The following is a 26,739-nucleotide window of genomic DNA, read 5'->3' on the forward strand; positions in this document are numbered from 1 at the left end:
ATCATGGATCTCAACTATACCGACGAGGAACTGGCCTTCCGCGAGGAGGTCCGCGCTTTCCTCGACGCCGAGCTGCCGGCTTCGATCTCAGCCAAGGTGAAGACCGGAAAGCGGCTGACCAAGGAGGACATGGAGAACTGGCACGCGATCCTGAACCGGCGCGGCTGGCTCGCGGAATCCTGGCCCGTAGAATATGGCGGAACCGGATGGAACGCCGTCGAGCGGCAGATATTCGAGGACGAATCCTTTGCCGCGGGCGCGCCGCGCACCGTACCGTTCGGCCTGAAAATGCTCGCGCCGGTGCTGATGAAATACGGCTCGGAAGAGCAGAAGAACCACTATCTGCCGCGTATTCTCGACGGGTCCGACTGGTGGTGCCAGGGCTATTCCGAGCCGGGCGCCGGTTCCGACCTTGCGTCGCTGAAAATGCGGGCCGTCCGCGATGGCGACCACTACGTGATCAACGGCCAGAAGACCTGGACGACGCTTGGCCAGCACGCAAACATGATCTTCTGCCTGGTGCGCACATCGACGGAAGGCAAGCCGCAGGAAGGCATCTCCTTCATCCTCGTGGATATGGATACGCCCGGCGTGACCGTCCGGCCGATCATCCTTCTTGAGGGCACGCACGAGGTCAACGAAGTGTTCTTCGACGACGTGCGGGTGCCGGTGGCCAATCTCGTCGGCGAGGAGAACAAGGGCTGGACCTACGCCAAGTACCTGCTCACCCACGAGCGCACCAATATCGCCAATGTCGGCGCCAACAAGGTCTCGCTCGATCATCTCAAATATATCGGCCGCAAGCAGAAAGTGCGCGGGCGCCCGCTGATCGAGGATCCGCTTTTCGCCGCGCGGCTGGCACAGATCGAGATGGAGCTCGACGCGATGGCAACCACCAATCTACGCCTCCTGTCGTCCCCCGACAGTGTCGCCAATGCCGGCCCAATGAGTTCCATGCTCAAGATCAAGGGAACGGAGATCCGCCAGGCACTGAACGACCTGACCCGCCGGGCGCTCGGCCCCTACGCGATGCCGTTCGTTTCCGAGGCGCTGGACGCCGGGTACAATGAAGAGCCGATCGGTCCCGACTACGCGGCACCGGTGACCCAGGAGTATTTCAACAACCGCAAGATCACCATCTATGGCGGCTCCAATGAAATCCAGCGCGGCATCATCACCAAGATGATGATGGGACTGTGAGGCATCATGGACTTTAATCACACCGAAGACCGCGCCATGCTCAAGGACATGGTCTCGCGTTTCATCGCCGACAATTACGCGCTGGAGGCCCGCAATGAGATAGCCAAGGGCACGGAAGGGTTTTCAAGGCAGATGTGGGCCCGGTTCGCGGAGCTCGGACTGATCGGTGCCCTGTTCAGCGAGGAGGACGGCGGATTCGGCGGTGCCGGTTTCGATATCGGCGTTTTGTTCGAGGAACTCGGCAAGGGCCTTGTCGTTGAGCCTTTCCTGGCAAGCGCGGTCCTGTCGGGAAGCGTGCTCGCGCAGCTCGGCAATGCGGAGCAAAAGGCCCTGATTGCAGGGATCATTGACGGATCGAAGCTGATGGCCCTCGCCCACGGTGAGCCGGAGAGCCATTATGAACTCTCGCATGTCGCGACAACGGCTGTTCGCGACGGCGGCGGCTGGCTGATCAACGGCAGCAAGGCTGTCGTCCTCAACGGCGACAGCGCCGACCTCCTTGTTGTGACCGCGCGCGTTTCTGGCGAGACGTGGGACGAGGACGGAATCTCGGCGTTCCTGGTCCCGGCAGATACGGACGGCGTTTCAGTGCGCGGCTATCCGACCATGGACGGCCTCCACGCGAGCGAGATCACGCTGTCCGATGTCCGGCTTCCGGATACGGCGCTTCTCGGAGATACCGGCAAGGCATATCCTGCGATCGAGATGGCTGCGGCAAGGGCCAATGTCGCTCTCGCATCCGAAGCGGTCGGGCTCATGGACGTGTGCCGTGACATGACGCTGGACTATTTGCGCACGCGCAAACAGTTCGGTGTGCCCATCGGCAAGTTCCAGGCGCTGCAGCACCGCATGGCCACCGTGCTGACCGAAATCGAGCAGGCGCGCTCGGCCGCCGTCAATGCGGCCGGACGGCTCGACCGGCCACGCATCGAGCGGGAGATGGCGATCTCGTCCGCCAAGGCGCTGACCGGCCGTATAGGCCGTCTCGTCGCCGAGGAAGCCATCCAGATGCATGGCGGCATCGCCATGACCTGGGAATACGGGCTTGGACATTTCGCCAAGCGGCTGATCATGATCGACCATCAGTTCGGCGACGTCGACTATCATACCGCGCGATTTGCCGAACTCTCTCGGCAGGCGGCGTGATGGACGTGGCGCGCCGGTAACAGCCGCTCGGACCGTCATGAGGATCATCCGCGATCAAACGGGAGCGCAGACCAATATCGGCTATGTCGTCGAGATCGAGGACGGCAAGCCGCGTGTCTATCTCGATATTGACGAGCGCCACATCAACAGGGGCAACTCCCTGCATGGCGGGATCATGGCAACGATGCTGGACGCAGTTGCCGGCTATGCTGTCAGCCTGTCTGTCGACGGCCAATCGCTCTACTACACATCCACCGTCTCCCTTACGGTCAATTATCTCGCCCGGGTCCGCGACGGGCGGGTCGTAGCCACCGCACGGAAAACCGGTGGCGGCCGAAAGATCGTGTTTATCGATGCCGAACTGACCGCCGAAGACGGCACGAAGGTCGCGACCGCCACCGGTACGTTCAAGCTCTTTGGCGAAAAGATAGATATCTGACCGACCCGGGTCCGGTGTGCGAAATGCGCAGCGCAGCGATGGAGACCTCCCGGGATAACCCGCCGATAACTTCAAACTGTTCAATAATAGTGATAAACTACAACGAATCTGTTCAGTAAAAGTTGAGTTTGCGTGAGCTTTTCGTCCTGATGCAGCACCCTATCTAGGGTTAAGAAAGGAGGATGAAACCATGCGTATACTCGGTTTATCCATCATGGTTGGCTTGCTGATGGCCACGTCCTCGCTCGCGAATGACGAGGACACCGACCTGGCCACGGCGAGAGGTGTTGTCGAACAACAGATTATCGCGTTCCTCAATGACGATATCGATGCGGCGTATTCCTATGCCTCTCCGGGCATAAAGAACCTGTATCCCGAGCCGCAGCGCTTCATTGAGATGGTCAAGCGCAACTATCAGCCGGTATACCGTCCGGGAAATTATGCGTTCGGACGGTCGCACAGCGCGACCGGCGGAAACATGATTGCGCTGGAGTTGCTGATAACCGGTCCCAAAGGCAAGGACTGGCGGGCGATCTATATTCTCAACAGGCAGGATGACGGAAACTACCAGATTTCCAGCGTTCGCCTGATGAAGCTGAAGAGTCCCGCTATATAACGGCACGAATTTTTGGGGGAAACGGGCTGACCGGGCCGAAAAGCGCGGTCGGCCTTTGATTTTTCGGGGTGTTTCAGTTCACTGAGCCGACTGAACCGACCGCTCGCATTTCCGCAAGTAAATCATCGTCAGGCGGTAGAGGACCACCGCATTGAAAATGTGCCACAGGAAGTGCGTGCCGAGCGGCAGCACGTTGCAGACAGGCTCGTCGGCCATGCGGAACCCGATGGAGAGGAGAAATACGCCGCCGGTGACGATCAAGCCGAGCGCCAGTCTTCGATCGCGTCCGAGCATCAGCAGACCGACAATGAAGATCGCAAGGAGCGCCGGAACATAGCCGGACGACGATCCGATCAGGGGTTCGATGACCGGAACGACCACGTAGCTGATCGGGATATAGGCGGCGGTCGCGACCAGGCTCAGCGACAGCGGCAGGCCGAGGTAGTATCGCACCGCCAGGAACAGGTAACTCAGGATGAACACGAGGATCGGTATGACATCGGCCGCCGCTGACCACAGGGTCGCGAATGTATGGAACAGGAACGATCCGATACCGATAATGCCGACCCAGATGCTCAGATAAAGGACGGCCGGCGACCTTGCCTTGCTTCTTTGCCAGGCAAGGATCAGGAAAAGCGCGGCAATCACGAATGCCAGATTTGTTACCGCGTTGATCGGCTCGGCCCAGAAAGCCGTTCCGACCCGTTCGCAGTAGTTGTCGACCTGCTCGTTGATGGCCCCTCTCCCGCCCGGACGCGTTCTAGAACTTTTCGACCCAGGGCCGCACGGTTATCTCGTTGGACCAGGCTGAACGATCCTGGTTTATCAGGTCGAGATAACTCCTGGCTATGGCATCCGGGTCGAGCATGGAATCGGGACGGTCAGCCGGCTCCGTCCGCCCGGGATTGCGGATCGCTCCGTCGATATTGATCCAGCCGACATGGATCCCTTGCGGGTGCAGTTCCCGCGCCATCGACTGGGCCAGTCCACGCTGCGCGAACTTACCCATCGCGAAGGGGGCCGAATTCGGAAACCCCTTGACGCCCGCCGACGCGCCGGTGAAGAGGATGGTTCCCCGCACGCCCTCTTCATCCGCCTGGGCAAGCATAGCTCTTGCCGCTTCCTGCCCGACGAGAAAGGCGCCGTAGGCCGTGACGTCCATGGCATGCCTGACAGCAACCGGATCGAGCTCGATGAGCGGACCGCGCTGCCGGGCTGAAGGGTTGTAGATGACTACCCTCAACGGTCCCGGAACGCCGACGAAAAGTTCGCGGACACTTTCCGGCTCCGCGGCGTCGCAGGATACGGTCGCTGCGCCTGTTTCATCCGCAAGCGCCGCGAGCTTTTCCCTGTTTCGGGCGGCCAGAACGAGGTTGTAGCCTTCCTTGTGCAAGAGGCGCGCGAGCGAGGCTGACAGGCCGTCTCCGACGCCAACGATCAGGGCTGTCTGTGCGGTCATGGTGCGTAACTCCCGGTGCGGATTTCTGTAATGTCCAGTCAACTGTAACTAGGCGCTGTAGGCCCGATTGCCAGAGCACGAATTCACGAAAGCGCCTTCAGGGCCCTGTCGGCAGCCTGCATGTCGCCCCAGCGAAATGCGCGGCGCGCCTTGGCCTCGGCATCTTCGCCCCATTGCTCTGCGTTCCAGTCCTCGTCGACATGCGCCGCGGTCCACGCGTCTTCCGCCGTCAGGAACTCCCTGGCAAGGGCCACGGCCAAAAGCGCGGAGCCGGTAAGCGTCGTGAACGTGTGCAGGCTTGCAAGCGCGATCGGGCTTTCGAATGCTGACAGATGGATGCCGATGGCGTTGATCGCTTCCTTCGGCTGTTCCACATGCATGACGCCTTCGGCAAGGACAAAGCGCGCGCCGAGGCTCGAGTGCGCCCAATCGATGACCGGATCCCAGTGGGCATTCTGGCGGTCGACAAGGCGCTGCGGACCGTCCGCGCGATAGCAGAGCAAATCGGTGCCGGCAAAGCGCAGGATGTCCTCGACAATCGCCTGCGGATCGGACGCTATGCCGTCAATTGCCGTGTTCACCAGGCGTGTCGCGGGCATGGTAACGGGGTTGATCTCATCCTGTTGCGCGTTCCATTCGGCGCACAGGAGCTCGGCCAGGTCGTTGGTCGGCATTTCGAGCAGATTACCGGCCGGTGTGCGGATGGGTTTTCCGTCAAGAAGGATCGGGAATTTTCCTTCCGAATCATCAATATGCGCACGCTCGTAAAACCGCTTTGGCAGCTCTTGTTTCGACTTGATCTGCGCCCGGCGGACGGGATCCGCATCGCTCAGCATCTCGCTGAGATCGTTCAGGATATCGCGCATGATCGTTTTCCTCAGTCAATCCCGATGATCGGCATCAGGTCGGCCGGCTCTCGGACGATGTGATGCGCACCGGCTTCGTGCAACTGCCGTACCTCGGCATAGCCCCAGGATACGCCGACCGCCGTCGCGCCCGCGTTGCGCGCCATTTCGATGTCGTAGATCGCATCGCCTACGACAATTGTGCGCGACGGATCCATCCCGGTGTCGTTGCAGCACTCGAGGACCATCGCAGGATTCGGTTTCGAGGGGCATTCATCGGCGGTGCGCGTCGCGATCATGGTTTTTGCGAGGCCATGCTGATGCAAGAGCTTGTCGAGCCCCCTGCGCGATTTACCGGTGACGACACCCAATAGAATATCGTCCTTGGCGGCGAGCGTTTCAAGCAGTTCCCAGATGCCTTCGTAGAACGGCTCCTCGCAGTCCTCGGCATCGCGCATTTGCGTGCTGTGATGCTTGTAGCTGCGCACCAGCCGATGGACCGTGTCGTCGATCTTCCGCTGCAGAAGGCGGGCGATCGCGAAGTCAAGCGTCAGCCCGATAATGGACTTCGTGTGGGCAAGTTCCGGCGCGGAAAAGCCCTCCTCCGCAAAGGCCTTTTCCATGCAGGCATGGATGACGGCCGCACTGTCGATCAGCGTACCGTCGCAGTCGAATAACAGCAGCCTCATTCCTCGAAGTCCCTGTCGAAGCCGAGCAGGTTCCAGCTCTGGACCATGTGCGGCGGCAGGGGTGCCGTCACATCGATGGTACCCCGGCCGTCGGGGTGCGGAATGGAAATTCGCCGCGCATGAAGATGCAGCCTTTTTTGCATGCCGCCCGGGAACTCCCAGTTGTGATCGGCCTCGAAATATTTCGGATCGCCCAGGATCGGGCACTTGATGTAAGCGGCATGTACGCGCAGCTGGTGCGTGCGGCCCGTGTAGGGCTCCATTTCGAGCCAGGACAGACGCTGGCCCGCCTGCTCGATGATCCGGTAGTTCGATATGGCGTGATCGGCATCGGGTTCGCCGTGCTTGCACACCCGCATGCGGTCGCCGTCCGGCGTGTGTTCCTTGACGAGCCAGGTGGAGATACGCCCTTCGCGCTTGGGCGGCACACCCTTGACCAGTGCCCAGTACGTCTTCTTCGTCTCATGGACACGAAATGCGGTCGTCAGTGCCTGTGCCGCTCCGCGCGTGCGCGCAACGACGAGGACGCCGGAAGTGTCCCGGTCGAGCCTGTGCACGAGCCGCGGCTTCTCGCCCTTGCGATTGCGCCAGGCCTCAAGCATCTTGTCGACATGGCGCGAGAGGCCGGAGCCGCCCTGGACCGCTAGACCCGCTGGCTTGTTGAACACGAAAACCTTGGGATCTTCGTAGAGCAGCATCTTGGACAGAAACTCACCGTCGGCGCTGTCGGCATCTTTTTTTTGCTGATCTGGACCGGCGTTTTTCTCGTCCGTGCCGAGCGGTGGGATGCGGATGATCTGACCAGGCTGGACGCGGGTGTCGTGCTTGGCCCTGCCGCCGTCGATCCTGATCTGCCCGGACCGCAGGAGCTTTTGCAGCTTGCCGAAGCCGAGGCCCGGGAAGTGCGACTTGAACCAGCGGTCGAGGCGCATGCCCTGTTCGTCCTGGTCGACCTTGCGCTGTTCAACACCTGACATGGAAGATCCTGTTCCTCTAGACGAACGCTCGAACGGCCGCGAGCCCGGCAAACAGGGCGGCGATGGAGAGCACAACGCTGGAAACGGCATAGACGGAAGCACTCAATACAGCCCCGCGCTCCCACAGCACGGCAATGTCCAGCGAAAAGGCGGAGAATGTCGTGAAGCCGCCGAGAACACCGGTCGCGATCAGGAGACGCAGTTCCTGGGATCCCCCGAGGCGCCGCGTCAGCAACTCGATGAACAGGCCCATGACAAAGGACCCGACGATATTGACGGTCAATGTCCCCCACGGAAAATTCGGGCCGAGCATTCTCAGACTTGCAAGATTGACGAGATGCCGCAGCGTCGCGCCAATGGCTCCGCCCAGCGCAACAATGAGTAATTGTGCCATGGCAGTGGCTTTAATCGCTTTTGCGAGTGCAGAAAAGGTCGAAACGGAAAATTCCTAGACTTGCCTGCTCCCGACGAGCCGCAACAACTCATCGCCGCTGAAGCCCGGGGAATGGCCGGACTTGAAGGCCTCGTGAACCAGCGCGATGACCTTGCGGTTGACCGGCGCCGGCATCCCGGCATTCTCCGCCAGACGCACGACGGCGCCGTTGAGGAAATCGATTTCCGGTTGACGCCCGTTTTTCAGGTCGTCCCACATGGACGAACGCGCCTTGGCGTCCATGGCGAGCATCGAGCGGGCGACGCGCAGGAAGAGCCAGTCCGGCAGCCGCAAGATATGCGGGATGAGCCACGGGCGCACCCTGCCGATGCTGGCGGGCCTGATCCGTGATTTGCGCATCGCGCGCAATGCCTCCTCGACCATGCCGGCAAGGACCAGCCGGTAGGCACGGTTGGAAAGCTGTTGAACCAGCGGCACATCCGAAAGCACATTGAGCGCATTGTTGAGATTGAGCAGCAGCTTGCCCCAGAGAACCTCGTTCATGTCTCTGCGTGTGTTAGCGGCAATGCCGGCGCGCGTCAGAAAGGCGGCCAGTTTGCGCGTCGATTCACCATCGGCCAGCAGGATATCGCCCGCGGTTCCGCGATGGAACTGGCCGTTGCCGGACGAAAGAACGTTGAACGGCACCATCCCGGCCCGGACCCGGTTCGCACCAAGCGCGTCGGCCAGCGTCTCCGCGTTCTCGACCCCGTTCTGGAGCGATACGACGCAGGCACCGGATTTCATCCGCGATGCAATGTCGACAGCAGCTTCCGGCGTTGCCTGTGACTTGACGCACAGAAGAATGATATCGCAGGCCGAGAGTATCGACGGATCGGACGATATGGCGATGTCCCCCGGCTTAACGGTCACCTGCGGCCCGTCGAACCGTGTGAGTGTCAAACCGTGCTTTTGCAATGTCGCGACGGCGGTGTCGCGCCCAAGGAACCGCACATCTGCGCCGGCTGCCTTTAACATGCCGCCGACATAGCAGCCGATCGCTCCGGCACCGAAAACACCGATCGGCCCGAGATCAGCGCTCATCGCCGCCTCTCTCGGCCCTCAGCTTGGCCCAGTAATCCAGGCGTTTGCGCAGGTCCCGCTCGAAGCCCCTTTCCGGCGGATCATAGAACGTGCGCCTTCCCATCTTTTCCGGGAAGTAATCCTGTCCCGAGAAGGCGTCCGGCGCATCGTGATCGTATTCGTAGCCGGCGCCATAGCCCTCGTCCTTCATCAGCCGCGTCGGCGCGTTGAGGATGTGCTTGGGCGGAAGCAGTGATCCGTGCTCCCTCGCCGCGCTGCTTGCCGCCTTGTACGCGGTATAGAGCGCATTCGATTTCGGCGCCGTCGCAATGTAGACGCAGGCCTCGGCCAGCGCCAGTTCTCCCTCGGGCGAACCGAGATAGTCATAGGCATCCTTCGCCGCATTGGCGACGACCAGAGCCTGGGGGTCGGCAAGACCGATATCCTCAGACGCCATGCGGACAAGGCGGCGCCCGATATAGAGCGGATCCTCGCCGGCGTCGAACATGCGGCAAAGGTAATACAGTGCGGCATCGGGATCGGAGCCGCGCACCGACTTGTGCAGCGCGGAAATGAGGTTGTAGTGCCCGTCCTGCCCCTTGTCGTAGACCGGCGCGCGCCTTTGCACGACGGCCTGGAGGGCCTCGGCGTCGAAGGTCTCGCCCTCGCGCGCCGCGCGCCAGATTTCCTCGGCGAGTGTCAGGACCGCGCGTCCGTCTCCGTCGGCCATGCGAAGAAGGCTCCGGCGCGCATCCTCGTCGACCGGCAGCGCCCTGCCCTCCGCGGCCTCCGCACGGTCGAGCAATTGCAGCAGCGCCGTTTCATCGAGCGCATTGAATGTCAAAACCCGTGCGCGCGACAACAGAGCGGCATTAAGTTCAAACGAGGGATTCTCGGTCGTCGCACCGACCAGGATCACCGTTCCATCCTCCATCACCGGGAGGAAGCTGTCCTGTTGCGCGCGGTTGAAGCGGTGGATCTCGTCCACGAAGAGCAACGTCTGTTTGCCCGACATGCGTCTGGCGCGGGCCGCCTCGAATACTTTCTTCAGGTCCGCGACACCGGAGAAGATCGCCGAAATCTGTTCGAACGCAAGATCTGTATCGCCGGCCAGCAGACGGGCGACGGTTGTCTTGCCCGTACCCGGCGGCCCCCAGAAAATCATCGAGCCGAGCGTGCCGGTGGCAATCATCCGGGTCAGCGTGCCGTCGGCCCCGGTCAGGTGATCCTGGCCGCAGACCTCCGCCAGGGATTGCGGACGCAACCGGTCCGCAAGTGGTCTTGCCTTCTGTGCCGTTTCATCGGCGAGCGATGAAAACAGATCACTCATCAGCGTATCACTTGCCGGAGTCTTCGTCCGTTACGGGTAATCTCGAATTGCCAGTATCCGGGATCCTGGGCGATCGCTTCGGCGACGTCGCTTGCCTGGCGCATCGTTTCGCCGTTGATCTCAACCAGGATATCGCGTGGCCGGAGACCGTATCGATTGGCCGGCGAACCGCGTTCGACTTCGGTGACGACCACGCCCCTGATGCTCGGCGGCAGGCGAAGCTGCTCCGCGATCCGGGGATCGATATCCACAACGACCGAACCAGCAAACGGGTTCTCGCCCGTAATGCGCAGTTCTCCGGGCCGCTGCGGGTCGCTCGGCTCGCCCAGTTCGATGCTGAGCGTGCGGACGGTCGAGCGAGAGATCACCTCAAGCTTCACGATCTTGCCGACGCCGGCCGTTGCGAGACGGTATCCCAGGGCGTCGGGGTGTTGGACGGTCAGGCCATCCAGGCTGATCACCAGATCACCGACCTTCATTCCGCCCTTATGGGCGGGCCCATCCTCAACGACCGCCGTGACGATCGCGCCAAATGCGCGCTCCATACCCAGCGCCTCGGCCATGTCCGCGGTGACCGGAACGAAGGATGCACCGATAAACGGCCGCAGGAACTTCTCCTCTCCGTTCCTGGCCGCATCGACAACGGCGCGTACCATGTTTGCGGGAATGGCAAAGCCGATGCCGTTGGAGCCGCCTGACCGTGAGAATATCGCGGTGTTGATGCCGACCAGCCGCCCGTTCATGTCAATGAGGGCGCCGCCGGAATTACCGGGATTGATCGCTGCATCGGTCTGGATGAAGAAGCCGAAATCCGAAACACCGATGCCGTTGCGGGCCAGCGCGGAGACAATGCCGCTGGTGACCGTCTGGCCGACACCGAAGGGATTTCCGATCGCCAGCAGGACGTCACCGACTTGCAGGCGGTCCGAGTCGCTGTAGTCGATCGCCGTGAACGGACCCGAATCGTCAATCTTGAGCACAGCGAGGTCCACCCGTTGATCCTTCAGAAGGACCCGGCTTGGATATTCCCGCCCGTCGGCCAGCGCGATCTTGATCTCGTCGGCGCCGTCTATCACGTGATTGTTCGTCACCACGATGCCCGAGGCATCAACGATAACCCCCGAACCGAGCGACGACTGCCGCTGCGAGCGCCCGGGCGGTCCCTGCCCGAAAAAGCGTTCAAAGAACGGATCGCCGGCAAAGGGCGAGCGGGTGCGGACCATGCGTTCCGCATAGACGTTGACGACCGCCGGCGCGGCCAGCTTGACCAGCGGCGCGTAGGAATACTGCAGCGCCGGGCGTGATGGAGGCACGACCCTGCGTTGCTCGGCGGCGGATTTGTCCGCGTTGCCGAGAATCTCGGAAATGACGCCCCTGAGCCGCTCGGTAGCCGGCTGCTCCTGGGCGCCGGTGACCGGCAGCATGATTCCTATTGCGGCAATGGCGAGAACAACCAGTCCGGCCCATCTGTAACGGCGCATGCGATTCCCTCCGAACGAATCTCTATTCTACATAGATAATCAGGATCTACCGATCAAAAAGGCTGGAGCAAGACTTTACGGCATCCGGCCGCCTGGCGGGGATTTCGTTACGGTTAAAAACGGTCTTGAAAGAAAAAAGGCCGGGCAAAGCCCGGCCTGACAGCTTCAAAGTTGCAGTTCTTACGCTGCTTCGGTTTCTTCCGTCACCTCTTCCGCCTCGAGGCGGGCAAGGTCCTTCGCACCCTTCGCATCGACATCGCGGTCAACAAACTCGACGACCGCAAGCGGGGCGTTGTCGCCCTTGCGGAAGCCGGCCTTCATGATGCGGATGTAACCGCCGTGACGGTCTGCATAGCGGGTGGCGATCGTGTCGAACAGCTTGCGCACCATTTCGACGTCGCGGATCTTCGAGATCGCCTGGCGGCGGGCATGCAGGTCGCCCCGCTTGCCGAGCGTAACCAGTTTCTCGACGATCGGCCGGATTTCCTTTGCCTTGGGCAAGGTGGTGACGATCTGTTCGTGCTCGATCAGGGACGCCGCCATATTGGCAAACATTGCCTTGCGGTGGCTGGCTGTCCGGTTCAGCTTGCGGCCTGACTTACGGTGGCGCATGAGCCTTCTCCTTGAATGCGGGCGCGCCCGCGGGTTCGATTAGTATTGGTCCTCGTAGCGCTTGGCGAGATCCTCGATGTTCTCCGGCGGCCATGCGGGAACTTCCATTCCGAGATGGAGCCCCATGGAAGCCAGAACTTCCTTGATCTCGTTGAGCGACTTGCGTCCGAAGTTCGGCGTGCGCAGCATTTCCGCCTCGGTCTTCTGAATGAGATCGCCGATGTAAACGATGTTGTCGTTTTTCAGGCAGTTGGCCGAACGCACCGAGAGTTCCAGTTCGTCGACCTTCTTCAGAAGTGCCGGGTTGAAGGCAAGCTCGGTGGCCTGGACTTCCTCGACCTCTTTCTGAGGCTCGTCGAAGTTGATGAACACGCCAAGCTGGTCCTGCAGGATGCGCGCCGCGAAGGCGATCGCGTCCTCGCCGGACACCGAACCGTCGGTTTCCAGCGTCATCGTCAGGCGGTCATAGTCGAGGACCTGACCCTCACGGGTGTTCTCGACCTTGTAGGAGACCTTCTTCACCGGCGAATAGAGGCTGTCGACCGGGATGAGGCCGATCGGCGCATCCTCCGCACGGTTGCGGTCGGCGGGCACGTAGCCCTTGCCGTTCTGCACCGTGAATTCCATGCGGATCTCCGCGCCCTCGTCGAGGGTGCAGATGACATGTTCCGGATTGAGGATCTCGATATCGCCGACCGTCTGGATGTCACCGGCAACAACGGTTCCCGGGCCCTGCTTGCGCACGACCATGCGCTTGGGCTCGTCACCTTCCATGCCGATGGCGATTTCCTTGATGTTCAGGACGATGTCCGTGACATCCTCGCGGACGCCCGGGATCGAGGAGAATTCGTGCAGAACGCCGTCGATCTGCACCGCGGTCACGGCGGCGCCGCGCAGCGACGACAGCAGCACGCGACGCAGGGCATTGCCGAGCGTCAGTCCGAAGCCGCGCTCGAGCGGCTCGGCCACCAGGGTCGCTTTGGTGCGGCCCGCGGCGCTGAACTCGATCTTGTTCGGCTTAATCAGTTCCTGCCAGTTTTTCTGGATCATTTGTATTACCTTCCGTTCCTTGCCACCATCCAATCGTGGCAACAGAGCTGGAGTACCGAGAGGAGCGGATATCCGCTCATCGGCAGACAATCACACGTTAGACGCGCCGCTTCTTGCGCGGACGGCAGCCATTGTGCGGAATGGGCGTGACATCACGGATCGACGTGATGGTGAAACCTGCGGCCTGAAGCGCCCGCAGCGCCGACTCACGACCGGAGCCGGGTCCGCAGACCTCGACCTCAAGCGATTTCATTCCATGTTCCTGAGCCTTCTTGGCACAGTCTTCGGCGGCAATCTGCGCCGCGAACGGCGTCGACTTGCGCGAACCCTTGAAACCCTTGGCACCGGCGGACGACCAGGCAATGGCGTTGCCCTGTGCGTCGGTGATGGTGATCATGGTGTTGTTGAACGTCGAATTCACGTGGGCGACGCCCGACGAGATATTCTTGCGCTCGCGACGGCGAACGCGCGTGGCTTCCTTTGCCATTACGACCCTTTCATCGATCTCTACACCGCCGTAATTCCAGCGGCTCCACCTGTCAGGGCGCTATGGCCGCCCCGACAATTCCTATGCAAAAGGCCGGCATCCCCGAAAAGGAGCCGACCAGAACCGGACCATATCCGGCTGCTTACTTCTTCTTGCCTGCGATCGCCTTTGCCGGTCCCTTGCGGGTGCGGGCATTGGTGTGCGTGCGCTGACCGCGAACCGGAAGGTTGCGGCGGTGGCGCAGGCCGCGGTAGCAGCCCAGATCCATCAGGCGCTTGATGTTCATTGCCGTTTCACGGCGCAGATCGCCCTCGACCTGATAGTCGCGGTCGATTGCCTCGCGAACCTGGATGACTTCTGCATCCGAGAGCTCGTTGACCCTGCGCTCTGCCGGAATACCGACCTTTTCGGTAATCTGTTTGGCGAAAGTCGGGCCGATCCCGTGAATGTACTGTAGCGCGATGACGACGCGCTTGTTCGTTGGAATGTTGACGCCAGCAATACGGGCCACGTCTAGTCTCCTTGCCTTCCAAGCCAGAATGGCCTGGCTGGTTCCTGGTGCGGCCGAGTTGCCGCAGGTTGTTCATAGCCGGGACATGTATAAGCGACCGGCCCCGGTTCTCTCTTTTCGAAAACCGCGCCAATCGCTCGACAATCTCGAATTGGCGGGTTTCTAACGGACTCGATGCACAATCGTCAACAGTCCAAATGCCTAAAATCCGGTGCGACCGCGCATTTTAGGCGAAAAAACGCTCCTTGGCGTCAAAGTGAAGCCAGCACGTTATCGATCTGGGCCGTGACCTCGTCGATTTCGGCCATTCCGTCGACCGGCTTCAGCAGCCCTTTGGCGTAGTAATATCCAAGCAGCGGCGCGGTTTCCTTGTAATAGGCCTGCAGCCGTGTGCGAACGGTTTCCGGATTGTCGTCCTTGCGCCGCTTGAACTCGGTCGACCCGCACTTGTCGCACACGCCTTCTTCGGCGGGCTTTAGATTCTCATCGTGATAGCCGGCACCGCAATTGGCGCAAGTGTAGCGCCCGGCTATACGGTCGACGAGCACGTCGTCGTCAACGCGCATCTCGACGACCGCCGAAAGGGGCATGTCCTTTGCCGCAAGCATCGCGCCGATGGCATCCGCCTGGGCCAGCGTGCGCGGATATCCGTCGAGGATGAAACCGGCCTGGCAGTCAGGCTGATCAAGCCGCTCGGAAACGATCGCGTTGACGATATCGTCGGAGACCAGCTTTCCGGCATCCATAACCGCCTTGGCGCGAAGTCCGACCTCCGTGCCGCTGGCAACGGCTGCCCGCAACATATCACCGGTCGAAAGCTGGGGTATGCCGTGCTTCTCGACCAGCCTTTGAGCCTGGGTCCCCTTTCCCGCTCCCGGCGGGCCAAGCAAAATCAGTCTCATCGTCCCCTCTTTCCTCCCCGAAGCTTGGACTTCTTGATCAGCCCCTCATATTGCTGAGCGATCAGATGGCCCTGTATCTGGGCCACGGTGTCCAGCGTGACACTGACCACGATCAGCAAAGACGTGCCGCCCAGATAAAACGGAATGCCGGTCTGCGCGATCAGCACCTCGGGCAGAAGACAGACGAAGATCAGATAGATCGCACCGACGGTCGTAATGCGCGTCAGCACGAAATCGATGTATTCAGCCGTCCGCTCACCCGGCCTTATGCCGGGAATGAAGCCGCCATGGCTCTTCAGGTTGTCGGCGGTGTCTTTCGGATTGAAAACGACAGCAGTGTAGAAGAAGGCGAAGAAGCCGATCATGACTGCGTAGAACAGCATATAGAGCGGCTGGCCGTGGCCGAGCAACGCCAGCACGGTCGTTGCCCAGCCGGGAAGATCCGTCGTTCCCGAGAAGCCGGCAAGCGTTGCCGGCAACAGCAGCAGCGACGACGCGAAGATCGGCGGGATGACACCGGCGGTGTTGAGCTTCAACGGCAGGTGCGAGGAATCGCCCTGGAACATGCGGTTGCCGACCTGGCGCTTCGGATACTGGATCAAAAGCCGCCGCTGCGCGCGCTCCATGAAGACGATGAATGCAATCACGGCGATCGCGATGACGATGACCATGATGATCAGGCCGGTCGACATCGCGCCGGTGCGGCCGAGTTCCAGCATGCTGGCGATGGCGCCGGGCAACGCCGCGACAATGCCGGCGAAGATGATCAGCGAAATGCCGTTGCCGATTCCGCGGGCGGTGATCTGCTCGCCCAGCCACATCAGGAACATGGTGCCGCCCACGAGCGTGATGACCGTCGATATACGGAAGAACCAGCCCGGGTCCGTGACGATGTTCGTGCCGGATTCCAGTCCGATGGAGATCCCGTAAGCCTGCATGGTCGCCAGCAGCACGGTTCCGTAGCGCGTATACTGGTTGATGACCTTGCGGCCCTGCTCGCCCTCTTTCTTGAGTTGCTCGAGCGTCGGAACAACCGACGTCATCAGCTGCATGATGATCGAGGCGGAAATGTACGGCATGATGCCGAGCGCGAAGATCGCCATCCGCTCGACAGCGCCGCCGGCGAACATGTTGAACAGCCCGAGGACACCGCCGGCCTGCTGCGCGAATGCTTGCGCAAATGCTTCGGGATTGATCCCGGGCAGCGGAATATAGGTCCCCAGCCGATAGACCAGAAGCGCACCCAGGGTAAACCAGATGCGCTTCTTGAGATCCTCGGCTTTCGCGAAGGCAGAAAAATTCAGATTGGCTGCGAGTTGTTCGGCTGCAGATGCCATGCGAAATCTCCGCGAGACCCGGTCACTGTTGTTGTCGGCAAATCGATACTACCGCCGGACGAGGTCACCTTTGCTGTTGTCGGGGCGCCCGCGCAATACGACAAATTGTCAATGCGACATGCGCCCCTTCATCCAAGCCCGTCACGGGCAACGTGCGTCACCCATATGGGAACAAATGGGCCCATTGCAAATCACAACGGGCCAACATCCGTTTACTCGGTCGCTTCGACAGCCGGAGCGATTACCTTGATCGAGCCGCCCGCCTTTTCAATCTTCTCGATTGCCGACTTGGAAGCACCGGCAACCTCAAGCTTGAGCTTGGCCTTCAATTCGCCATCGGAAAGAACGCGTACGCCGTCCTTTACACGGCGGATAACGCCGGCTTCCAGAAGGGCAGCCGCATCGACCGTCTTCTTGGCGTCGAGCTTCTTTGCGTCCACGGCGACCTGCAGCCGACCGAGGGACACGATGTTGAAGTCCTTCTTGAAGATATTGACGAAGCCGCGCTTCGGCAGACGACGGTAGATCGGCATCTGCCCGCCTTCAAACCCCTTGATGGCGACGCCGGAACGCGATTTCTGGCCCTTGACGCCGCGACCGCCGGTCTTGCCCTTGCCGGAGCCGATGCCCCGGCCGACACGCTTGCGGTTGTGCGTCGCGCCCTCATTGTCACGAAGTTCGTTCAGTTTCATGTTTCCAACTCCCCTCAGCCTTCGTCGACGACGCGCACGAGGTGTCTGACCTTGCGGATCATGCCGCGCACGGCCGGGGTATCTTCCAGGGTGCGGCGGCGGTGCATTTTGTTGAGCCCCAGCCCAACCAGTGTCTGGCGCTGGTCGGCCGGGCGGCGGATTGGGCTACCGATCTGTTCGACGGTAACCGTATTGCCCTTCTTTTTCTCAGCCATAACGTACCGCTTCCCTATTCTTCATTGCCGACGATGGATGCGCGGCGCGCCTGCAGCGTCGAATACTTGATGCCGCGCTGCGCGGCGATATCCTTCGGATGCATCTGGTGCTTGAGCGCATCGAACGTGGCGCGAACCATGTTGTACGGGTTGGACGAGCCGGTCGACTTGGCGACGACGTCCTGCATGCCGAGCGTCTCGAAAACGGCGCGCATCGGACCACCCGCGATGATTCCGGTACCGGGCTTCGCCGAGCGCAGCAGAACCTTGCCGGCGCCGTGGCGGCCGCGCACATCGTGGTGCAGCGTGCGGCCGGAGCGAAGCGGAACGAAAATCATGTTGCGCTTGGCGGCCTCGGTCGCCTTGCGGATCGCTTCCGGCACTTCGCGGGCCTTGCCGTGGCCGAAGCCGACGCGTCCCTTCTGATCGCCGACGACGACCAGGGCGGCGAAACCGAAACGGCGGCCGCCCTTGACGACCTTCGCCACACGGTTGATGTGGACGAGCTTGTCGACGAATTCGCTGTCGCGCTCTTCCTCTTTGCCGCGGTTATCGCGGCGCGCTTCTCTTGCCATTGTCCTTGTCCTTTTTCTTTTCCGGGTGCAACGGTCAGTTGGTTAGAAATTCAGCCCTGCTTCACGCGCGGCATCCGCCAGCGCCTTGATGCGGCCGTGGTAGATGAAGGCGCCGCGGTCGAAGACCACGTCCTTTACGCCCGCCTTGGATGCGCGCTCGGCGACGAGCTTGCCGACGGCGGCAGCGGCATCCTTGTCTGCACCGGTCTTCAGCTTCTTGCGCAGATCAGCATCGAGCGTGGAAGCGGCGACGATCGTGTTGCCTGCCTCGTCATCGATGATCTGGGCATAGATGTTCTTCGAAGAACGGTGGACGGACAGCCGTGGGCGGCCATCGGCGACCGATCGAAGCTGACGGCGGACACGCGCAGCACGACGCGAAAGTGTTTCCTTCCTGCTAGCCATTTTGCGTAATCCTTACTTCTTCTTGCCTTCTTTGCGGACAATCCGCTCTTCGGCATATTTGACACCCTTGCCCTTGTAGGGCTCGGGCTTGCGGAATCGGCGGATCTCCGAGGCGACCTGACCGACCTGTTGCTTGTCGATGCCGGTGACGATGATTTCCGTCGGCTTCGGACAGGCGATGGTGATGCCGTCCGGCGTTTCATAGACCACGTCGTGGCTGTAACCGAGCGCGAGCTGCAGATTCTTGCCCTGCATGGCGGCGCGGTAGCCGACGCCGTTGATCTCCAGCCGCCGCTCGAAGCCGTCCGTCACGCCGGTGATGATGTTTTCGATCATCGTGCGGGTCATACCCCACTTGGAGCGCGAGTCCTTGCTCTGGTCGACGGGTGAAACCACGACCTGATTTTCTTCCATCTTCACCAGAACCTCGTCGTTCACGACGTAGCTCAGTTCGCCCTTGGGCCCCTTGGCGGTGACCTTCTTTCCCTCGACGGTCGCAGTGACGCCGGCGGGAACCGAAACGGGCTTTTTACCGATACGAGACATTTTTCAAACCTGTCTGACCGTTATGGAGGTCCGTCACATCAGAAGATGTGACAGAGAACCTCGCCACCAACATTCTGTTCGCGCGCCTCGTGGTCGGCCATCACACCTTTCGGGGTCGAAAGAATGGAAATGCCGAGGCCGTTCGAGACCTGCGGGATGGACTTGACCGAGACGTAAACGCGGCGGCCCGGCTTGGAGACGCGAGCAATCTCGCGAATGACCGGGGCACCCTCATAGTACTTGAGTTCGATGTTAATCTCGGACTTGCCGTTGTCGTATTTGACTTCCGAATATCCGCGGATGTAGCCCTCGGACTGCAGCACGTCGAGAACGCGGGCACGCAGCTTCGAGGCCGGGGTTGAAACCGTCGCCTTGCGGCGGCCGGTTGCATTGCGGATACGGGTGAGCATATCGCCCAGCGGATCAGTCATAGCCATCTGCCTGTCTCCTTACCAGCTGGACTTGACGACGCCCGGAACGCGTCCGAGCGAACCGAGTTCGCGCAGCGCAATACGGGACATCTTGAGCTTGCGATAATAGGCGCGCGGACGGCCCGACACTTCGCAGCGGTTGCGAACCCGGGTCTTGGATCCGTCGCGGGGCATTTCGGCAAGCTTCAGCGTTGCCTTGAAACGCTCCTCGATCGGCGCTTCCTGGTTCTTGATGATTGCCTTGAGCGCGGCGCGCTTTTCGGCATGTGCCGCGACTGTACGGCGACGGCGCTTGTTCTTTTCGACTGCGCTAACCTTAGCCATGTCAAATATCCTCTCTACGCTTGCCGTTACTGCCGGAACGGGAAGTTGAACTCTGCCAGCAGAGCCCGTGCCTCGTCATCCGTCTTGGCGGTCGTACAAACGATGATATCCATGCCCCAGATCTGATCGACCTTGTCGTAGTCGATCTCCGGAAACACGATGTGTTCCTTGATGCCCATGGCGAAATTGCCGTTGCCATCAAAGCTCTTGGGGTTGAGACCCCGGAAGTCGCGAACGCGCGGCAGCGCGATGTTGACCAGGCGATCCATGAATTCATACATGCGTGTCTGGCGCAGCGTAACCTTTGCGCCGATCGGCATGCCTTCGCGGACCTTGAAGCCGGCGATCGACTTGCGGGCATGGGTGACAACGGCCTTCTGGCCGGAAATGGCCGCCAGGTCTTCCGCTGCCGCCGCAGGCCTCTTGGAGTCCGTCGTCGCTTCGCCTACGCCCATGTTGATAACGATTTTCTCAACACGGGGAATTTCCATGACGTTCTTGTAGGAGAATTTCTCCTGCAGCGCGTCGCGGATGCGCTCGCCATATTCCTTCTTGAGCCGCGGCTCGTAATTTGCCTCAGCCATCGATCACTTCTCCTGAACGCTTTGCAACGCGGACCTTGCGGCCGTCATCATTGATCTTGAAGCCGATGCGGGTCGGCTTGCCCTCGCTGTCGGCGATGGCCAGATTGGACAGGTGAATGGACGCTTCCTTGCTGACAATGCCTGCCTGCTGGGTTTGCGTCTGCTTCTGGTGGCGCCGAACCATGTTGACACCACGCACGAGGGCGCGGTTTTCCTTCGGCATCACCTGGATGACTTCGCCTGTGCGACCTTTGTCCTTGCCGGTCAGAACAACGACACTGTCGCCTTTGCGGATCTTCTGCATCGTTATCTCCTTAAAGAACTTCCGGCGCCAGCGAGATGATCTTCATGTGCCGCTTGGCACGAAGTTCGCGCGGGACCGGCCCGAAGATGCGGGTGCCGATCGGCTCTTTCTTGTTGTCCACCAGGACTGCCGCATTCTTGTCAAAACGGATGACGCTGCCGTCCGGCCGGCGAATGTCCTTGGCCGTGCGCACGACAACCGCCCTCATGACATCGCCCTTCTTGACGCGGCCGCGCGGAATGGCTTCCTTGACGGAGACAACAATGATGTCTCCAACGGAAGCGTATTTCCGCTTCGAGCCGCCCAGCACCTTGATGCACATGACACGACGGGCGCCGGAATTGTCGGCTACGTCGAGGTTTGTTTGCATCTGAATCATGTCAGACCGCCTTCTCCAACTTGCCCGGGGTTATCGATCGGCCCCGGCGATTTCATTGTCTTTTCGGTTCGGACTGCGCCTACTCGGTAACCACCGTCCAGCGCTTGTCCTTTGAGATCGGCGAACATTCCTCAATGGAAACCGTGTCGCCGGTCTTGAACTGGTTTGCTTCGTCATGCGCCTTGTACTTCTTGGTACGGCGCACGGTTTTCTTCATCATCGGGTGGGCAAAGCGGCGCTCGACCTTCACAACGATGGTCTTGTCGCTCTTGTCGCTGACGACAGTGCCCTGCAGAACGCGTTTCGGCATTGTTTTCGGTCCTTAGGCCTTGGCTTCTGCCGCCTTCTGGCGGGCAATTGTCTTGATGCGCGCGATATCGCGACGGACTTCCTTGATGCGAGAGGTCTTCTCGAGCTGCCCGGTGGCCTTCTGGAAGCGCAGGTTGAACTGCTCTTTCTTCAGCTTGGCCAGCTCGTCGGTCAGCTGGTCGGCGCTCATCGCACGTACATCTACGGATTTCATGGTCTGACTTCCTAGTCTGCTATGCGCTGTACGAAGCGGGTTTTGACCGACAGCTTGGCAGCACCGAGGCGCAGGGCCTCGCGTGCGACTTCCTCGCTGACGCCGTCGATCTCGAACATGATCCGGCCGGGCTTGACCTTGGCCGCCCAGTATTCGACCGAACCCTTGCCCTTACCCATGCGAACTTCGGTCGGCTTCTGGGTGACCGGAACGTCGGGGAAGATGCGGATCCACACGCGGCCGGCACGCTTCATGTGACGGGTGATGGCACGGCGGGCAGCTTCGATCTGGCGCGCGTTGACGCGATCGGGCTCCTGGGCCTTGAGGCCGTAGGATCCGAAGTTCAACTTGGTGCCGCTTGACGCGACACCCTTGATACGGCCCTTGTGCTGCTTGCGGTACTTCGTACGCTTTGGCTGCAACATTTTGTTTTTCTCCGAACTGGCTTACCGCGCGGCTTGCGACGGGTTTTCGCGGCGGCGTCCGCCGCTGCCCTGGTTGTCACTTTCCGTTGCGCGACGCTCCGAGGCCATCGGGTCGTGCTCAAGGATCTCGCCCTTGAAGATCCAGACCTTGATGCCGCAGACGCCGTAGGCGGTGTGCGCTTCGGCGGTGCCGTAGTCGATATCCGCGCGCAGCGTGTGCAGCGGCACACGGCCTTCGCGGTACCACTCGGTGCGCGCGATTTCCGCGCCGCCGAGACGGCCGCCGCAGGTGATGCGGATGCCTTCCGCGCCGAGGCGCATGGCCGACTGGACCGCACGCTTCATCGCCCGGCGGAACGCGACACGGCGCTCGAGCTGCTGGGCGATCGACTGGGCGACCAGCGTCGCATCGATCTCGGGCTTGCGGACCTCGACAATGTTGAGGTGCGTCTCCGAGTTGGTCATCACCGACAGCTTGCGGCGCAGCTTTTCGATATCCGCGCCCTTCTTGCCGATGATCAGGCCGGGACGCGCGGAGTGGATCGAAACGCGGCATTTCTTGTGCGGGCGCTCGATGACGACCTTGGAGATCGCCGCCTGCTTGAGTTCCTGCGTCAGGTAATCGCGGATCTTCAGGTCTTCCTGAAGCAGATCGCCATATTCGCCCTTCTCGGCGAACCAGCGGGAATCCCAAGTGCGGTTGATGCCGAGACGAAGGCCGACCGGATTAATCTTCTGACCCATTACGCGGCCTCCCCTTGTTCCTCGACTTCACGGACGACGATCGTCAGGTGCGAAAACGGCTTTTCGACCCGCGATGCCCGGCCGCGGCCGCGTGCGTGAAAACGCTTCATGACGATCGACTTGCCGACATAGGCCTCGGCGACGATCAGCGAGTCCACGTCGAGATCGTGGTTGTTCTCGGCATTGGCAATCGCCGATTCCAGCGTCTTCTTGACGGTTTCCGAAATCCGCTTGCGCGAGAACTCCAGATCCGCCAGGGCGCGCTCGACCTTCTTGCCGCGGATCATCGCCGCCACAAGATTGAGCTTTTGCGGGCTGACGCGGATCGTGCGGGCAACTGCTTTTGCCTCGTTGTCCTTTAGCCGGCGCTCGGCCTTGGCCTTGCCCATTGCTACTTCCTCTTCGCTTTCTTGTCGGCCCCGTGGCCGTAATAGGTACGGGTCGGGGAAAATTCACCGAGTTTGTGTCCGACCATGTCTTCCGACACGGATACCGGAATGTGTTTGTTGCCGTTGTAGACACCGAATGTCAGGCCGACGAACTGAGGCAGGATGGTGGAGCGGCGGCTCCACGTCTTGATCACCTCGTTGCGGCCGCTTTCACGAACCGTCTCCGCCTTCTTGAGCAGATAGCCGTCAACAAACGGACCTTTCCAAACTGAACGAGCCACTTGAGACTTCCTCTCTTACTTCTTGCGCTGATGGCGGGAGCGCATGATGAACTTGTCGGTCGACTTGTTGGACCGGGTACGCTTGCCCTTGGTCGGCTTGCCCCACGGGGTCACCGGGTGACGACCGCCGGAGGTGCGTCCCTCACCACCGCCATGCGGGTGGTCGATCGGGTTCATGACGACGCCACGAACAGTCGGGCGCTTGCCGAGCCAACGGGAACGGCCCGCTTTGCCGTCGTTGCGGTTGGCGTTGTCCGGATTGGACACGGCGCCGACGGTTGCCAGGCAGCTGCCTGGAACCAGGCGCTGCTCGCCGGAATTGAGCCGCAGGATCGCCATGCCCTGGTCGCGGCCGACCAGCTGGACATAGGTGCCTGCCGAACGGGCGATCTGGCCGCCCTTGCCGGGCTTCATCTCGACATTGTGGACGATCGTTCCGACCGGCATCGACTGCAGCGGCATTGTGTTGCCGGGCTTGACGTCGACTGCCGACTGGGACGCGATGACCTTGTCGCCGGCGGACAGGCGCTGCGGCGCCAGAATGTAGGCCAGTTCACCGTCGTCATACTTGACGAGCGCGATGAACGCCGTGCGGTTCGGATCGTATTCAAGGCGCTCGATCGTGCCCTCGACATCAAACTTGCGGCGCTTGAAGTCGACGAGGCGATAAGTGCGCTTGTGTCCGCCGCCGCGATGGCGAACGGTCATGCGGCCGGTGTTGTTGCGGCCGCCCTTCGCCGAAAGGCCCTCCGTCAGCGACTTGACCGGCTTGCCCTTGTGAAGGCCGGAGCGATCGACAATGACCAGCTGGCGCTGGCTCGGCGTCGTCGGCTTGAAAGATTTCAGTGCCATTTGTCTTCTTCTTTCCTCTGGGCTTGCCGTCAAAGACCGGTGGTGACGTCGACGGATTCGCCGTCAACGAGCGTCACGATGGCCTTCTTGACGTCGCTTTGCTGGCCGACCCGGCCACGGAAACGCTTCTTCTTGCCCTTGCGGACGAGCGTGTTCACAGCCTTGACCTTGACGCCGAACAGAGCCTCGACAGCCGCCTTGATCTCCGGTTTCGTCGCCGTCTTCGCGACGTTGAAAACGATCTGGTTCTGCTCCGACACGAGGGTCGATTTTTCGGTGATCACCGGCTCGGTGATCACGTCGTAGTGGCGAAGATCCGTCATTTGAACCGCTCCTCGAGAGCCTCAACCGCGGCCTTTGAGAGCACCAGCTTCCCGCGCCGCAGAATGTCGTAAACATTGATGCCCTGAACCGGCAGCACATCGACACCGGGTATGTTGCGGGCAGCGATCCTGAAGTTGCTGTCGAGCTCGGCACCGCCGATGAACAGCGCGTTCGAGAGGCCGAGCTTCTCGAGCGATCCGCTCAGCGCCTTGGTCTTTGCTTCCTTGGCGGCAATCTCGTCGACGATGATCAGGTTCTCATCGCGCAGTTTCGCCGAAAGGGCGTGACGCAGAGCCAGGGCGCGCACCTTCTTGGGAAGGCCGTGCTCATGACTGCGAACGACCGGACCGTGGGCCTTGCCGCCGCCGCGGAACTGCGGCGCGCGTGCCGAAGAATGGCGGGCGCGGCCGGTGCCCTTCTGCCGGAACATCTTGGCGCCGGTGCGGTTGATCTCGGAGCGACCCTTGGTCTTGTGCGTACCCTGCTGCTTGCGGGCGAGCTGCCAGCGAACCATGCGCTGAAGGATGTCCTGGCGCGGCTCGAGGCCGAACACCGTCTCGGACAGCTTCACCTTGCCGGCAGCCTTGCCTTCGAGGGTTGTTACCTTCAAATCCATTACTCGGCTCCCTCAGTGGCTTCTTCGGCGGGTGCGGCTTCGGCCGCAGCAGCGGCGCGCAGACCTGCCGGCTTCGGTGCGTCGTCCGGCACCGGAGCCTTGATTGCGTCCTTGACGATGATCCAGGAACCCTTGGAGCCCGGTACTGCACCCTTCACGAGGATGAGGCCGCGGTCGCTGTCCGTGGACACGACTTCGAGGTTCTGCGTCGTCACCCGGGTTCCGCCCATGTGGCCGGCCATCTTCTTGCCCTTGAAGACCTTGCCCGGATCCTGGCACTGGCCGGTGGAGCCGTGCGAGCGGTGCGAGATCGACACGCCGTGCGAGGCAACCAGGCCGCCGAAATTGTGCCGCTTCATGGCACCGGCAAAGCCTTTACCGACGGAGGTGCCGGTCACGTCTACGCGCTGGCCGGCGATAAAGTGTTCGGCGGTAATCTCCGCACCCACATCAAGCATGTTGTCGGCCGTCACGCGGAACTCGGCAAGCTTGGCCTTCGGCTCCACCTTGGCGGCGGCAAAATGGCCGCGCATCGGCTTCGTCGTGTTCTTGGCCTTGGCAATGCCGACACCGAGCTGAACCGCGGTGTAGCCGTTCTTTTCTTCTGTACGCTGGGCGATGACCTGGCAGTTCTGGAGCCGCAAAACGGTTACCGGAACATGCTCGCCGGCGTCGTTGTAGACCCGGGTCATTCCCACTTTCTGTGCAATCACACCTGAACGCATTGGTTCGTCCTTGTCTCCGTTTGGGTCCGGTCTTGCGCGAAGGTCCCGCATCGGTTTTTCGCAACCGGCCCCACAGACTGCTCGTTAAAGCTTGATTTCCACGTCTACGCCGGCAGCCAGGTCGAGCTTCATCAGCGCATCGACGGTCTGGGGTGTCGGGTCGACGATGTCGAGAAGACGCTTGTGGGTGCGCATCTCGAACTGTTCGCGGCTCTTCTTGTCGATGTGCGGCGACCGGTTGACCGTGAATTTTTCAATTCGCGTGGGCAACGGAACAGGTCCGCGCACACTGGCGCCCGTACGCTTGGCCGTCGACACGATTTCACGCGTGGAGGCATCGAGAATCCGATGATCAAACGCCTTGAGGCGGATACGGATATTCTGGCCGTTCATTCGACTTAATCCTTAGTTCAAGGACTGAAAACCAGTCCAATTCTCGTTGTTCGCGGATTGGAACCGCCGGGGTTGCAAAACGCGCCGGTTTGAGCCGGCGCGTTTGTGCAGTCTTTCAGTTATTCCGTGATGCTTGCGACGATGCCGGCGCCAACGGTGCGGCCGCCTTCACGGATGGCGAAGCGAAGCTTCTCTTCCATCGCGATCGGCACGATCAGCTCGACGTCAACCGTCACGTTGTCGCCCGGCATCACCATCTCGGTGCCTTCCGGAAGCGTCACAACACCCGTCACGTCCGTCGTGCGGAAGTAGAACTGCGGACGGTAGTTGGTGAAGAACGGCGTGTGACGGCCACCCTCTTCCTTCGTCAGGATGTAGGCCTCGGCCTTGAACTTCGTGTGCGGCGTAACAGAACCCGGCTTGCAAAGAACCTGGCCGCGCTCCACACCGTCACGGTCGACACCGCGAAGCAGCG

Annotated in this window: 40 protein-coding genes and 1 pseudogene; 4 read left to right on the forward strand and 37 right to left on the reverse strand. The window is 61.1% G+C overall.

Translation table 11 applies throughout. From position 1 onward, the window contains the following. The first annotated feature begins 3 nt into the window (after positions 1 to 3). The 4 genes from E4M07_RS06325 (at position 4) to E4M07_RS06340 (ending at position 3,401) form a co-directional block, all read left to right on the forward strand. On the forward strand, positions 4 to 1,200 hold the full coding sequence (locus E4M07_RS06325) for an acyl-CoA dehydrogenase family protein (protein WP_136657406.1): 1,197 nt from the start codon (positions 4 to 6) through the stop codon (positions 1,198 to 1,200). Between the two features lie 6 nt (positions 1,201 to 1,206). Beyond that, positions 1,207 to 2,346 carry an acyl-CoA dehydrogenase gene (locus E4M07_RS06330; RefSeq protein WP_136657407.1) on the forward strand — a complete coding sequence of 380 codons (1,140 nt, stop codon included), beginning with the start codon at positions 1,207 to 1,209 and terminating at the stop codon, positions 2,344 to 2,346. Between the two features lie 37 nt (positions 2,347 to 2,383). Continuing rightward, complete coding sequence (locus tag E4M07_RS06335) at positions 2,384 to 2,785, forward strand: PaaI family thioesterase (RefSeq protein ID WP_136657408.1); 402 nt, start codon at positions 2,384 to 2,386, stop codon at positions 2,783 to 2,785. Positions 2,786 to 2,975: 190 nt separating this feature from the next. Further along, positions 2,976 to 3,401, forward strand: a complete 426-nt coding sequence (locus tag E4M07_RS06340) for a DUF4864 domain-containing protein (RefSeq protein ID WP_136657409.1) — start codon at positions 2,976 to 2,978, stop codon at positions 3,399 to 3,401. A 78-nt stretch (positions 3,402 to 3,479) separates the two neighbouring features. Here E4M07_RS06340 and E4M07_RS06345 read toward each other — a convergent pair whose 3' ends face one another. The 37 genes and pseudogenes from E4M07_RS06345 to E4M07_RS06525 all read right to left on the reverse strand — a co-directional run. Next, positions 3,480 to 4,136, reverse strand: coding sequence for a ceramidase domain-containing protein (locus E4M07_RS06345; protein ID WP_136657410.1), 657 nt, complete (start codon positions 4,134 to 4,136; stop codon positions 3,480 to 3,482). 25 nt (positions 4,137 to 4,161) lie between these two features. Beyond that, entirely contained in the window at positions 4,162 to 4,860 is a 699-nt protein-coding gene (locus E4M07_RS06350; protein ID WP_136657411.1) for an SDR family NAD(P)-dependent oxidoreductase, read from the reverse strand. Positions 4,861 to 4,943: 83 nt separating this feature from the next. Next, a complete protein-coding gene (locus E4M07_RS06355; RefSeq protein WP_136657412.1) occupies positions 4,944 to 5,726 on the reverse strand; it encodes an ATP12 family chaperone protein in 783 nt (260 codons plus the stop codon). 11 nt (positions 5,727 to 5,737) lie between these two features. Next, positions 5,738 to 6,394, reverse strand: a complete 657-nt coding sequence (locus E4M07_RS06360; protein WP_136657413.1) for an HAD-IA family hydrolase — start codon at positions 6,392 to 6,394, stop codon at positions 5,738 to 5,740. Beyond that, positions 6,391 to 7,371, reverse strand: a complete 981-nt coding sequence (locus tag E4M07_RS06365; protein ID WP_136657414.1) for an RluA family pseudouridine synthase — start codon at positions 7,369 to 7,371, stop codon at positions 6,391 to 6,393. The genes E4M07_RS06360 and E4M07_RS06365 overlap by 4 nt, the downstream gene beginning before the upstream one ends. A 16-nt stretch (positions 7,372 to 7,387) precedes the next feature. Beyond that, the gene (crcB, locus tag E4M07_RS06370; protein ID WP_136657415.1) at positions 7,388 to 7,765 is read right to left on the reverse strand and encodes a fluoride efflux transporter CrcB; all 378 of its coding nucleotides are present in this window, start codon (positions 7,763 to 7,765) and stop codon (positions 7,388 to 7,390) included. A gap of 54 nt (positions 7,766 to 7,819) precedes the next feature. Continuing rightward, on the reverse strand, positions 7,820 to 8,848 hold the full coding sequence (locus E4M07_RS06375) for a 2-dehydropantoate 2-reductase (RefSeq protein WP_136657416.1): 1,029 nt from the start codon (positions 8,846 to 8,848) through the stop codon (positions 7,820 to 7,822). Then, the gene (locus E4M07_RS06380) at positions 8,838 to 10,157 is read right to left on the reverse strand and encodes a replication-associated recombination protein A (protein WP_136657417.1); all 1,320 of its coding nucleotides are present in this window, start codon (positions 10,155 to 10,157) and stop codon (positions 8,838 to 8,840) included. Before E4M07_RS06380 ends, E4M07_RS06375 begins: the two co-directional genes overlap by 11 nt. Further along, positions 10,157 to 11,638: a DegQ family serine endoprotease gene (locus E4M07_RS06385; protein ID WP_136657418.1), complete on the reverse strand. Its 1,482-nt coding sequence runs from the start codon at positions 11,636 to 11,638 to the stop codon at positions 10,157 to 10,159. Before E4M07_RS06385 ends, E4M07_RS06380 begins: the two co-directional genes overlap by 1 nt. Before the next feature lie 180 nt (positions 11,639 to 11,818). Further along, positions 11,819 to 12,250 (reverse strand): 50S ribosomal protein L17, encoded by a 432-nt coding sequence (gene rplQ, locus E4M07_RS06390; RefSeq protein WP_136657419.1) that lies wholly within the window; start codon positions 12,248 to 12,250, stop codon positions 11,819 to 11,821. 39 nt (positions 12,251 to 12,289) lie between these two features. Beyond that, a complete protein-coding gene (locus E4M07_RS06395) occupies positions 12,290 to 13,300 on the reverse strand; it encodes a DNA-directed RNA polymerase subunit alpha (RefSeq protein WP_136657420.1) in 1,011 nt (336 codons plus the stop codon). Between the two features lie 97 nt (positions 13,301 to 13,397). Continuing rightward, a complete protein-coding gene (gene rpsK, locus E4M07_RS06400; RefSeq protein ID WP_136657421.1) occupies positions 13,398 to 13,787 on the reverse strand; it encodes a 30S ribosomal protein S11 in 390 nt (129 codons plus the stop codon). Positions 13,788 to 13,929: 142 nt separating this feature from the next. Continuing rightward, positions 13,930 to 14,298 carry a 30S ribosomal protein S13 gene (gene rpsM, locus E4M07_RS06405; protein ID WP_136657422.1) on the reverse strand — a complete coding sequence of 123 codons (369 nt, stop codon included), beginning with the start codon at positions 14,296 to 14,298 and terminating at the stop codon, positions 13,930 to 13,932. A gap of 251 nt (positions 14,299 to 14,549) precedes the next feature. Further along, entirely contained in the window at positions 14,550 to 15,200 is a 651-nt protein-coding gene (locus E4M07_RS06410) for an adenylate kinase (RefSeq protein ID WP_136657423.1), read from the reverse strand. Further along, entirely contained in the window at positions 15,197 to 16,537 is a 1,341-nt protein-coding gene (secY, locus tag E4M07_RS06415; protein WP_136657424.1) for a preprotein translocase subunit SecY, read from the reverse strand. The genes E4M07_RS06410 and secY overlap by 4 nt, the downstream gene beginning before the upstream one ends. Positions 16,538 to 16,749: 212 nt before the next feature. Beyond that, positions 16,750 to 17,229, reverse strand: coding sequence for a 50S ribosomal protein L15 (gene rplO, locus E4M07_RS06420; protein ID WP_136657425.1), 480 nt, complete (start codon positions 17,227 to 17,229; stop codon positions 16,750 to 16,752). Between the two features lie 14 nt (positions 17,230 to 17,243). Beyond that, positions 17,244 to 17,444 carry a 50S ribosomal protein L30 gene (gene rpmD, locus E4M07_RS06425; protein ID WP_136657426.1) on the reverse strand — a complete coding sequence of 67 codons (201 nt, stop codon included), beginning with the start codon at positions 17,442 to 17,444 and terminating at the stop codon, positions 17,244 to 17,246. 14 nt (positions 17,445 to 17,458) lie between these two features. After that, a complete protein-coding gene (gene rpsE, locus E4M07_RS06430) occupies positions 17,459 to 18,019 on the reverse strand; it encodes a 30S ribosomal protein S5 (RefSeq protein ID WP_136657427.1) in 561 nt (186 codons plus the stop codon). Positions 18,020 to 18,061: 42 nt separating this feature from the next. Continuing rightward, positions 18,062 to 18,424 carry a 50S ribosomal protein L18 gene (gene rplR, locus E4M07_RS06435; protein WP_136657428.1) on the reverse strand — a complete coding sequence of 121 codons (363 nt, stop codon included), beginning with the start codon at positions 18,422 to 18,424 and terminating at the stop codon, positions 18,062 to 18,064. Positions 18,425 to 18,436: 12 nt separating this feature from the next. Next, positions 18,437 to 18,970 carry a 50S ribosomal protein L6 gene (gene rplF, locus E4M07_RS06440; protein WP_136657429.1) on the reverse strand — a complete coding sequence of 178 codons (534 nt, stop codon included), beginning with the start codon at positions 18,968 to 18,970 and terminating at the stop codon, positions 18,437 to 18,439. A gap of 38 nt (positions 18,971 to 19,008) precedes the next feature. Further along, positions 19,009 to 19,407 carry a 30S ribosomal protein S8 gene (gene rpsH, locus E4M07_RS06445; protein WP_136657430.1) on the reverse strand — a complete coding sequence of 133 codons (399 nt, stop codon included), beginning with the start codon at positions 19,405 to 19,407 and terminating at the stop codon, positions 19,009 to 19,011. A 12-nt stretch (positions 19,408 to 19,419) separates the two neighbouring features. Beyond that, complete coding sequence (rpsN, locus tag E4M07_RS06450; protein WP_136657431.1) at positions 19,420 to 19,725, reverse strand: 30S ribosomal protein S14; 306 nt, start codon at positions 19,723 to 19,725, stop codon at positions 19,420 to 19,422. A gap of 26 nt (positions 19,726 to 19,751) precedes the next feature. Next, positions 19,752 to 20,309 (reverse strand): 50S ribosomal protein L5, encoded by a 558-nt coding sequence (gene rplE, locus E4M07_RS06455; protein WP_136657432.1) that lies wholly within the window; start codon positions 20,307 to 20,309, stop codon positions 19,752 to 19,754. Next, positions 20,302 to 20,613 (reverse strand): 50S ribosomal protein L24, encoded by a 312-nt coding sequence (gene rplX, locus E4M07_RS06460; protein WP_136657433.1) that lies wholly within the window; start codon positions 20,611 to 20,613, stop codon positions 20,302 to 20,304. Before rplX ends, rplE begins: the two co-directional genes overlap by 8 nt. Positions 20,614 to 20,623: 10 nt before the next feature. After that, a complete protein-coding gene (gene rplN / locus E4M07_RS06465; RefSeq protein ID WP_136657434.1) occupies positions 20,624 to 20,992 on the reverse strand; it encodes a 50S ribosomal protein L14 in 369 nt (122 codons plus the stop codon). Between the two features lie 79 nt (positions 20,993 to 21,071). After that, a complete protein-coding gene (rpsQ, locus tag E4M07_RS06470; protein WP_136657435.1) occupies positions 21,072 to 21,302 on the reverse strand; it encodes a 30S ribosomal protein S17 in 231 nt (76 codons plus the stop codon). Positions 21,303 to 21,314: 12 nt separating this feature from the next. Further along, complete coding sequence (gene rpmC, locus E4M07_RS06475) at positions 21,315 to 21,515, reverse strand: 50S ribosomal protein L29 (RefSeq protein WP_136657436.1); 201 nt, start codon at positions 21,513 to 21,515, stop codon at positions 21,315 to 21,317. Positions 21,516 to 21,526: 11 nt separating this feature from the next. Further along, on the reverse strand, positions 21,527 to 21,940 hold the full coding sequence (rplP, locus tag E4M07_RS06480) for a 50S ribosomal protein L16 (protein WP_136657437.1): 414 nt from the start codon (positions 21,938 to 21,940) through the stop codon (positions 21,527 to 21,529). A gap of 21 nt (positions 21,941 to 21,961) precedes the next feature. Beyond that, the gene (gene rpsC / locus E4M07_RS06485; RefSeq protein WP_136657438.1) at positions 21,962 to 22,684 is read right to left on the reverse strand and encodes a 30S ribosomal protein S3; all 723 of its coding nucleotides are present in this window, start codon (positions 22,682 to 22,684) and stop codon (positions 21,962 to 21,964) included. Further along, entirely contained in the window at positions 22,684 to 23,073 is a 390-nt protein-coding gene (gene rplV, locus E4M07_RS06490) for a 50S ribosomal protein L22 (protein WP_136657439.1), read from the reverse strand. Before rplV ends, rpsC begins: the two co-directional genes overlap by 1 nt. A gap of 2 nt (positions 23,074 to 23,075) precedes the next feature. Further along, positions 23,076 to 23,354, reverse strand: coding sequence for a 30S ribosomal protein S19 (rpsS, locus tag E4M07_RS06495; protein WP_136657440.1), 279 nt, complete (start codon positions 23,352 to 23,354; stop codon positions 23,076 to 23,078). Positions 23,355 to 23,369: 15 nt separating this feature from the next. Then, complete coding sequence (rplB, locus tag E4M07_RS06500; RefSeq protein ID WP_136657441.1) at positions 23,370 to 24,206, reverse strand: 50S ribosomal protein L2; 837 nt, start codon at positions 24,204 to 24,206, stop codon at positions 23,370 to 23,372. Between the two features lie 29 nt (positions 24,207 to 24,235). Then, positions 24,236 to 24,529 (reverse strand): 50S ribosomal protein L23, encoded by a 294-nt coding sequence (locus E4M07_RS06505; RefSeq protein ID WP_136657442.1) that lies wholly within the window; start codon positions 24,527 to 24,529, stop codon positions 24,236 to 24,238. Continuing rightward, on the reverse strand, positions 24,526 to 25,146 hold the full coding sequence (gene rplD / locus E4M07_RS06510) for a 50S ribosomal protein L4 (protein ID WP_136657443.1): 621 nt from the start codon (positions 25,144 to 25,146) through the stop codon (positions 24,526 to 24,528). Before rplD ends, E4M07_RS06505 begins: the two co-directional genes overlap by 4 nt. Continuing rightward, on the reverse strand, positions 25,146 to 25,871 hold the full coding sequence (gene rplC / locus E4M07_RS06515; RefSeq protein ID WP_136657444.1) for a 50S ribosomal protein L3: 726 nt from the start codon (positions 25,869 to 25,871) through the stop codon (positions 25,146 to 25,148). The genes rplD and rplC overlap by 1 nt, the downstream gene beginning before the upstream one ends. Before the next feature lie 84 nt (positions 25,872 to 25,955). Beyond that, on the reverse strand, positions 25,956 to 26,264 hold the full coding sequence (gene rpsJ, locus E4M07_RS06520) for a 30S ribosomal protein S10 (RefSeq protein ID WP_003547547.1): 309 nt from the start codon (positions 26,262 to 26,264) through the stop codon (positions 25,956 to 25,958). A 119-nt stretch (positions 26,265 to 26,383) separates the two neighbouring features. Beyond that, positions 26,384 to 26,739 (reverse strand): annotated as a pseudogene (locus E4M07_RS06525) (elongation factor Tu); the annotation flags it as partial.

This window comes from Nitratireductor sp. XY-223 (assembly GCF_004959855.1).
In the GTDB taxonomy this organism is placed as follows: Bacteria; Pseudomonadota; Alphaproteobacteria; order Rhizobiales; family Rhizobiaceae; genus Hoeflea_A.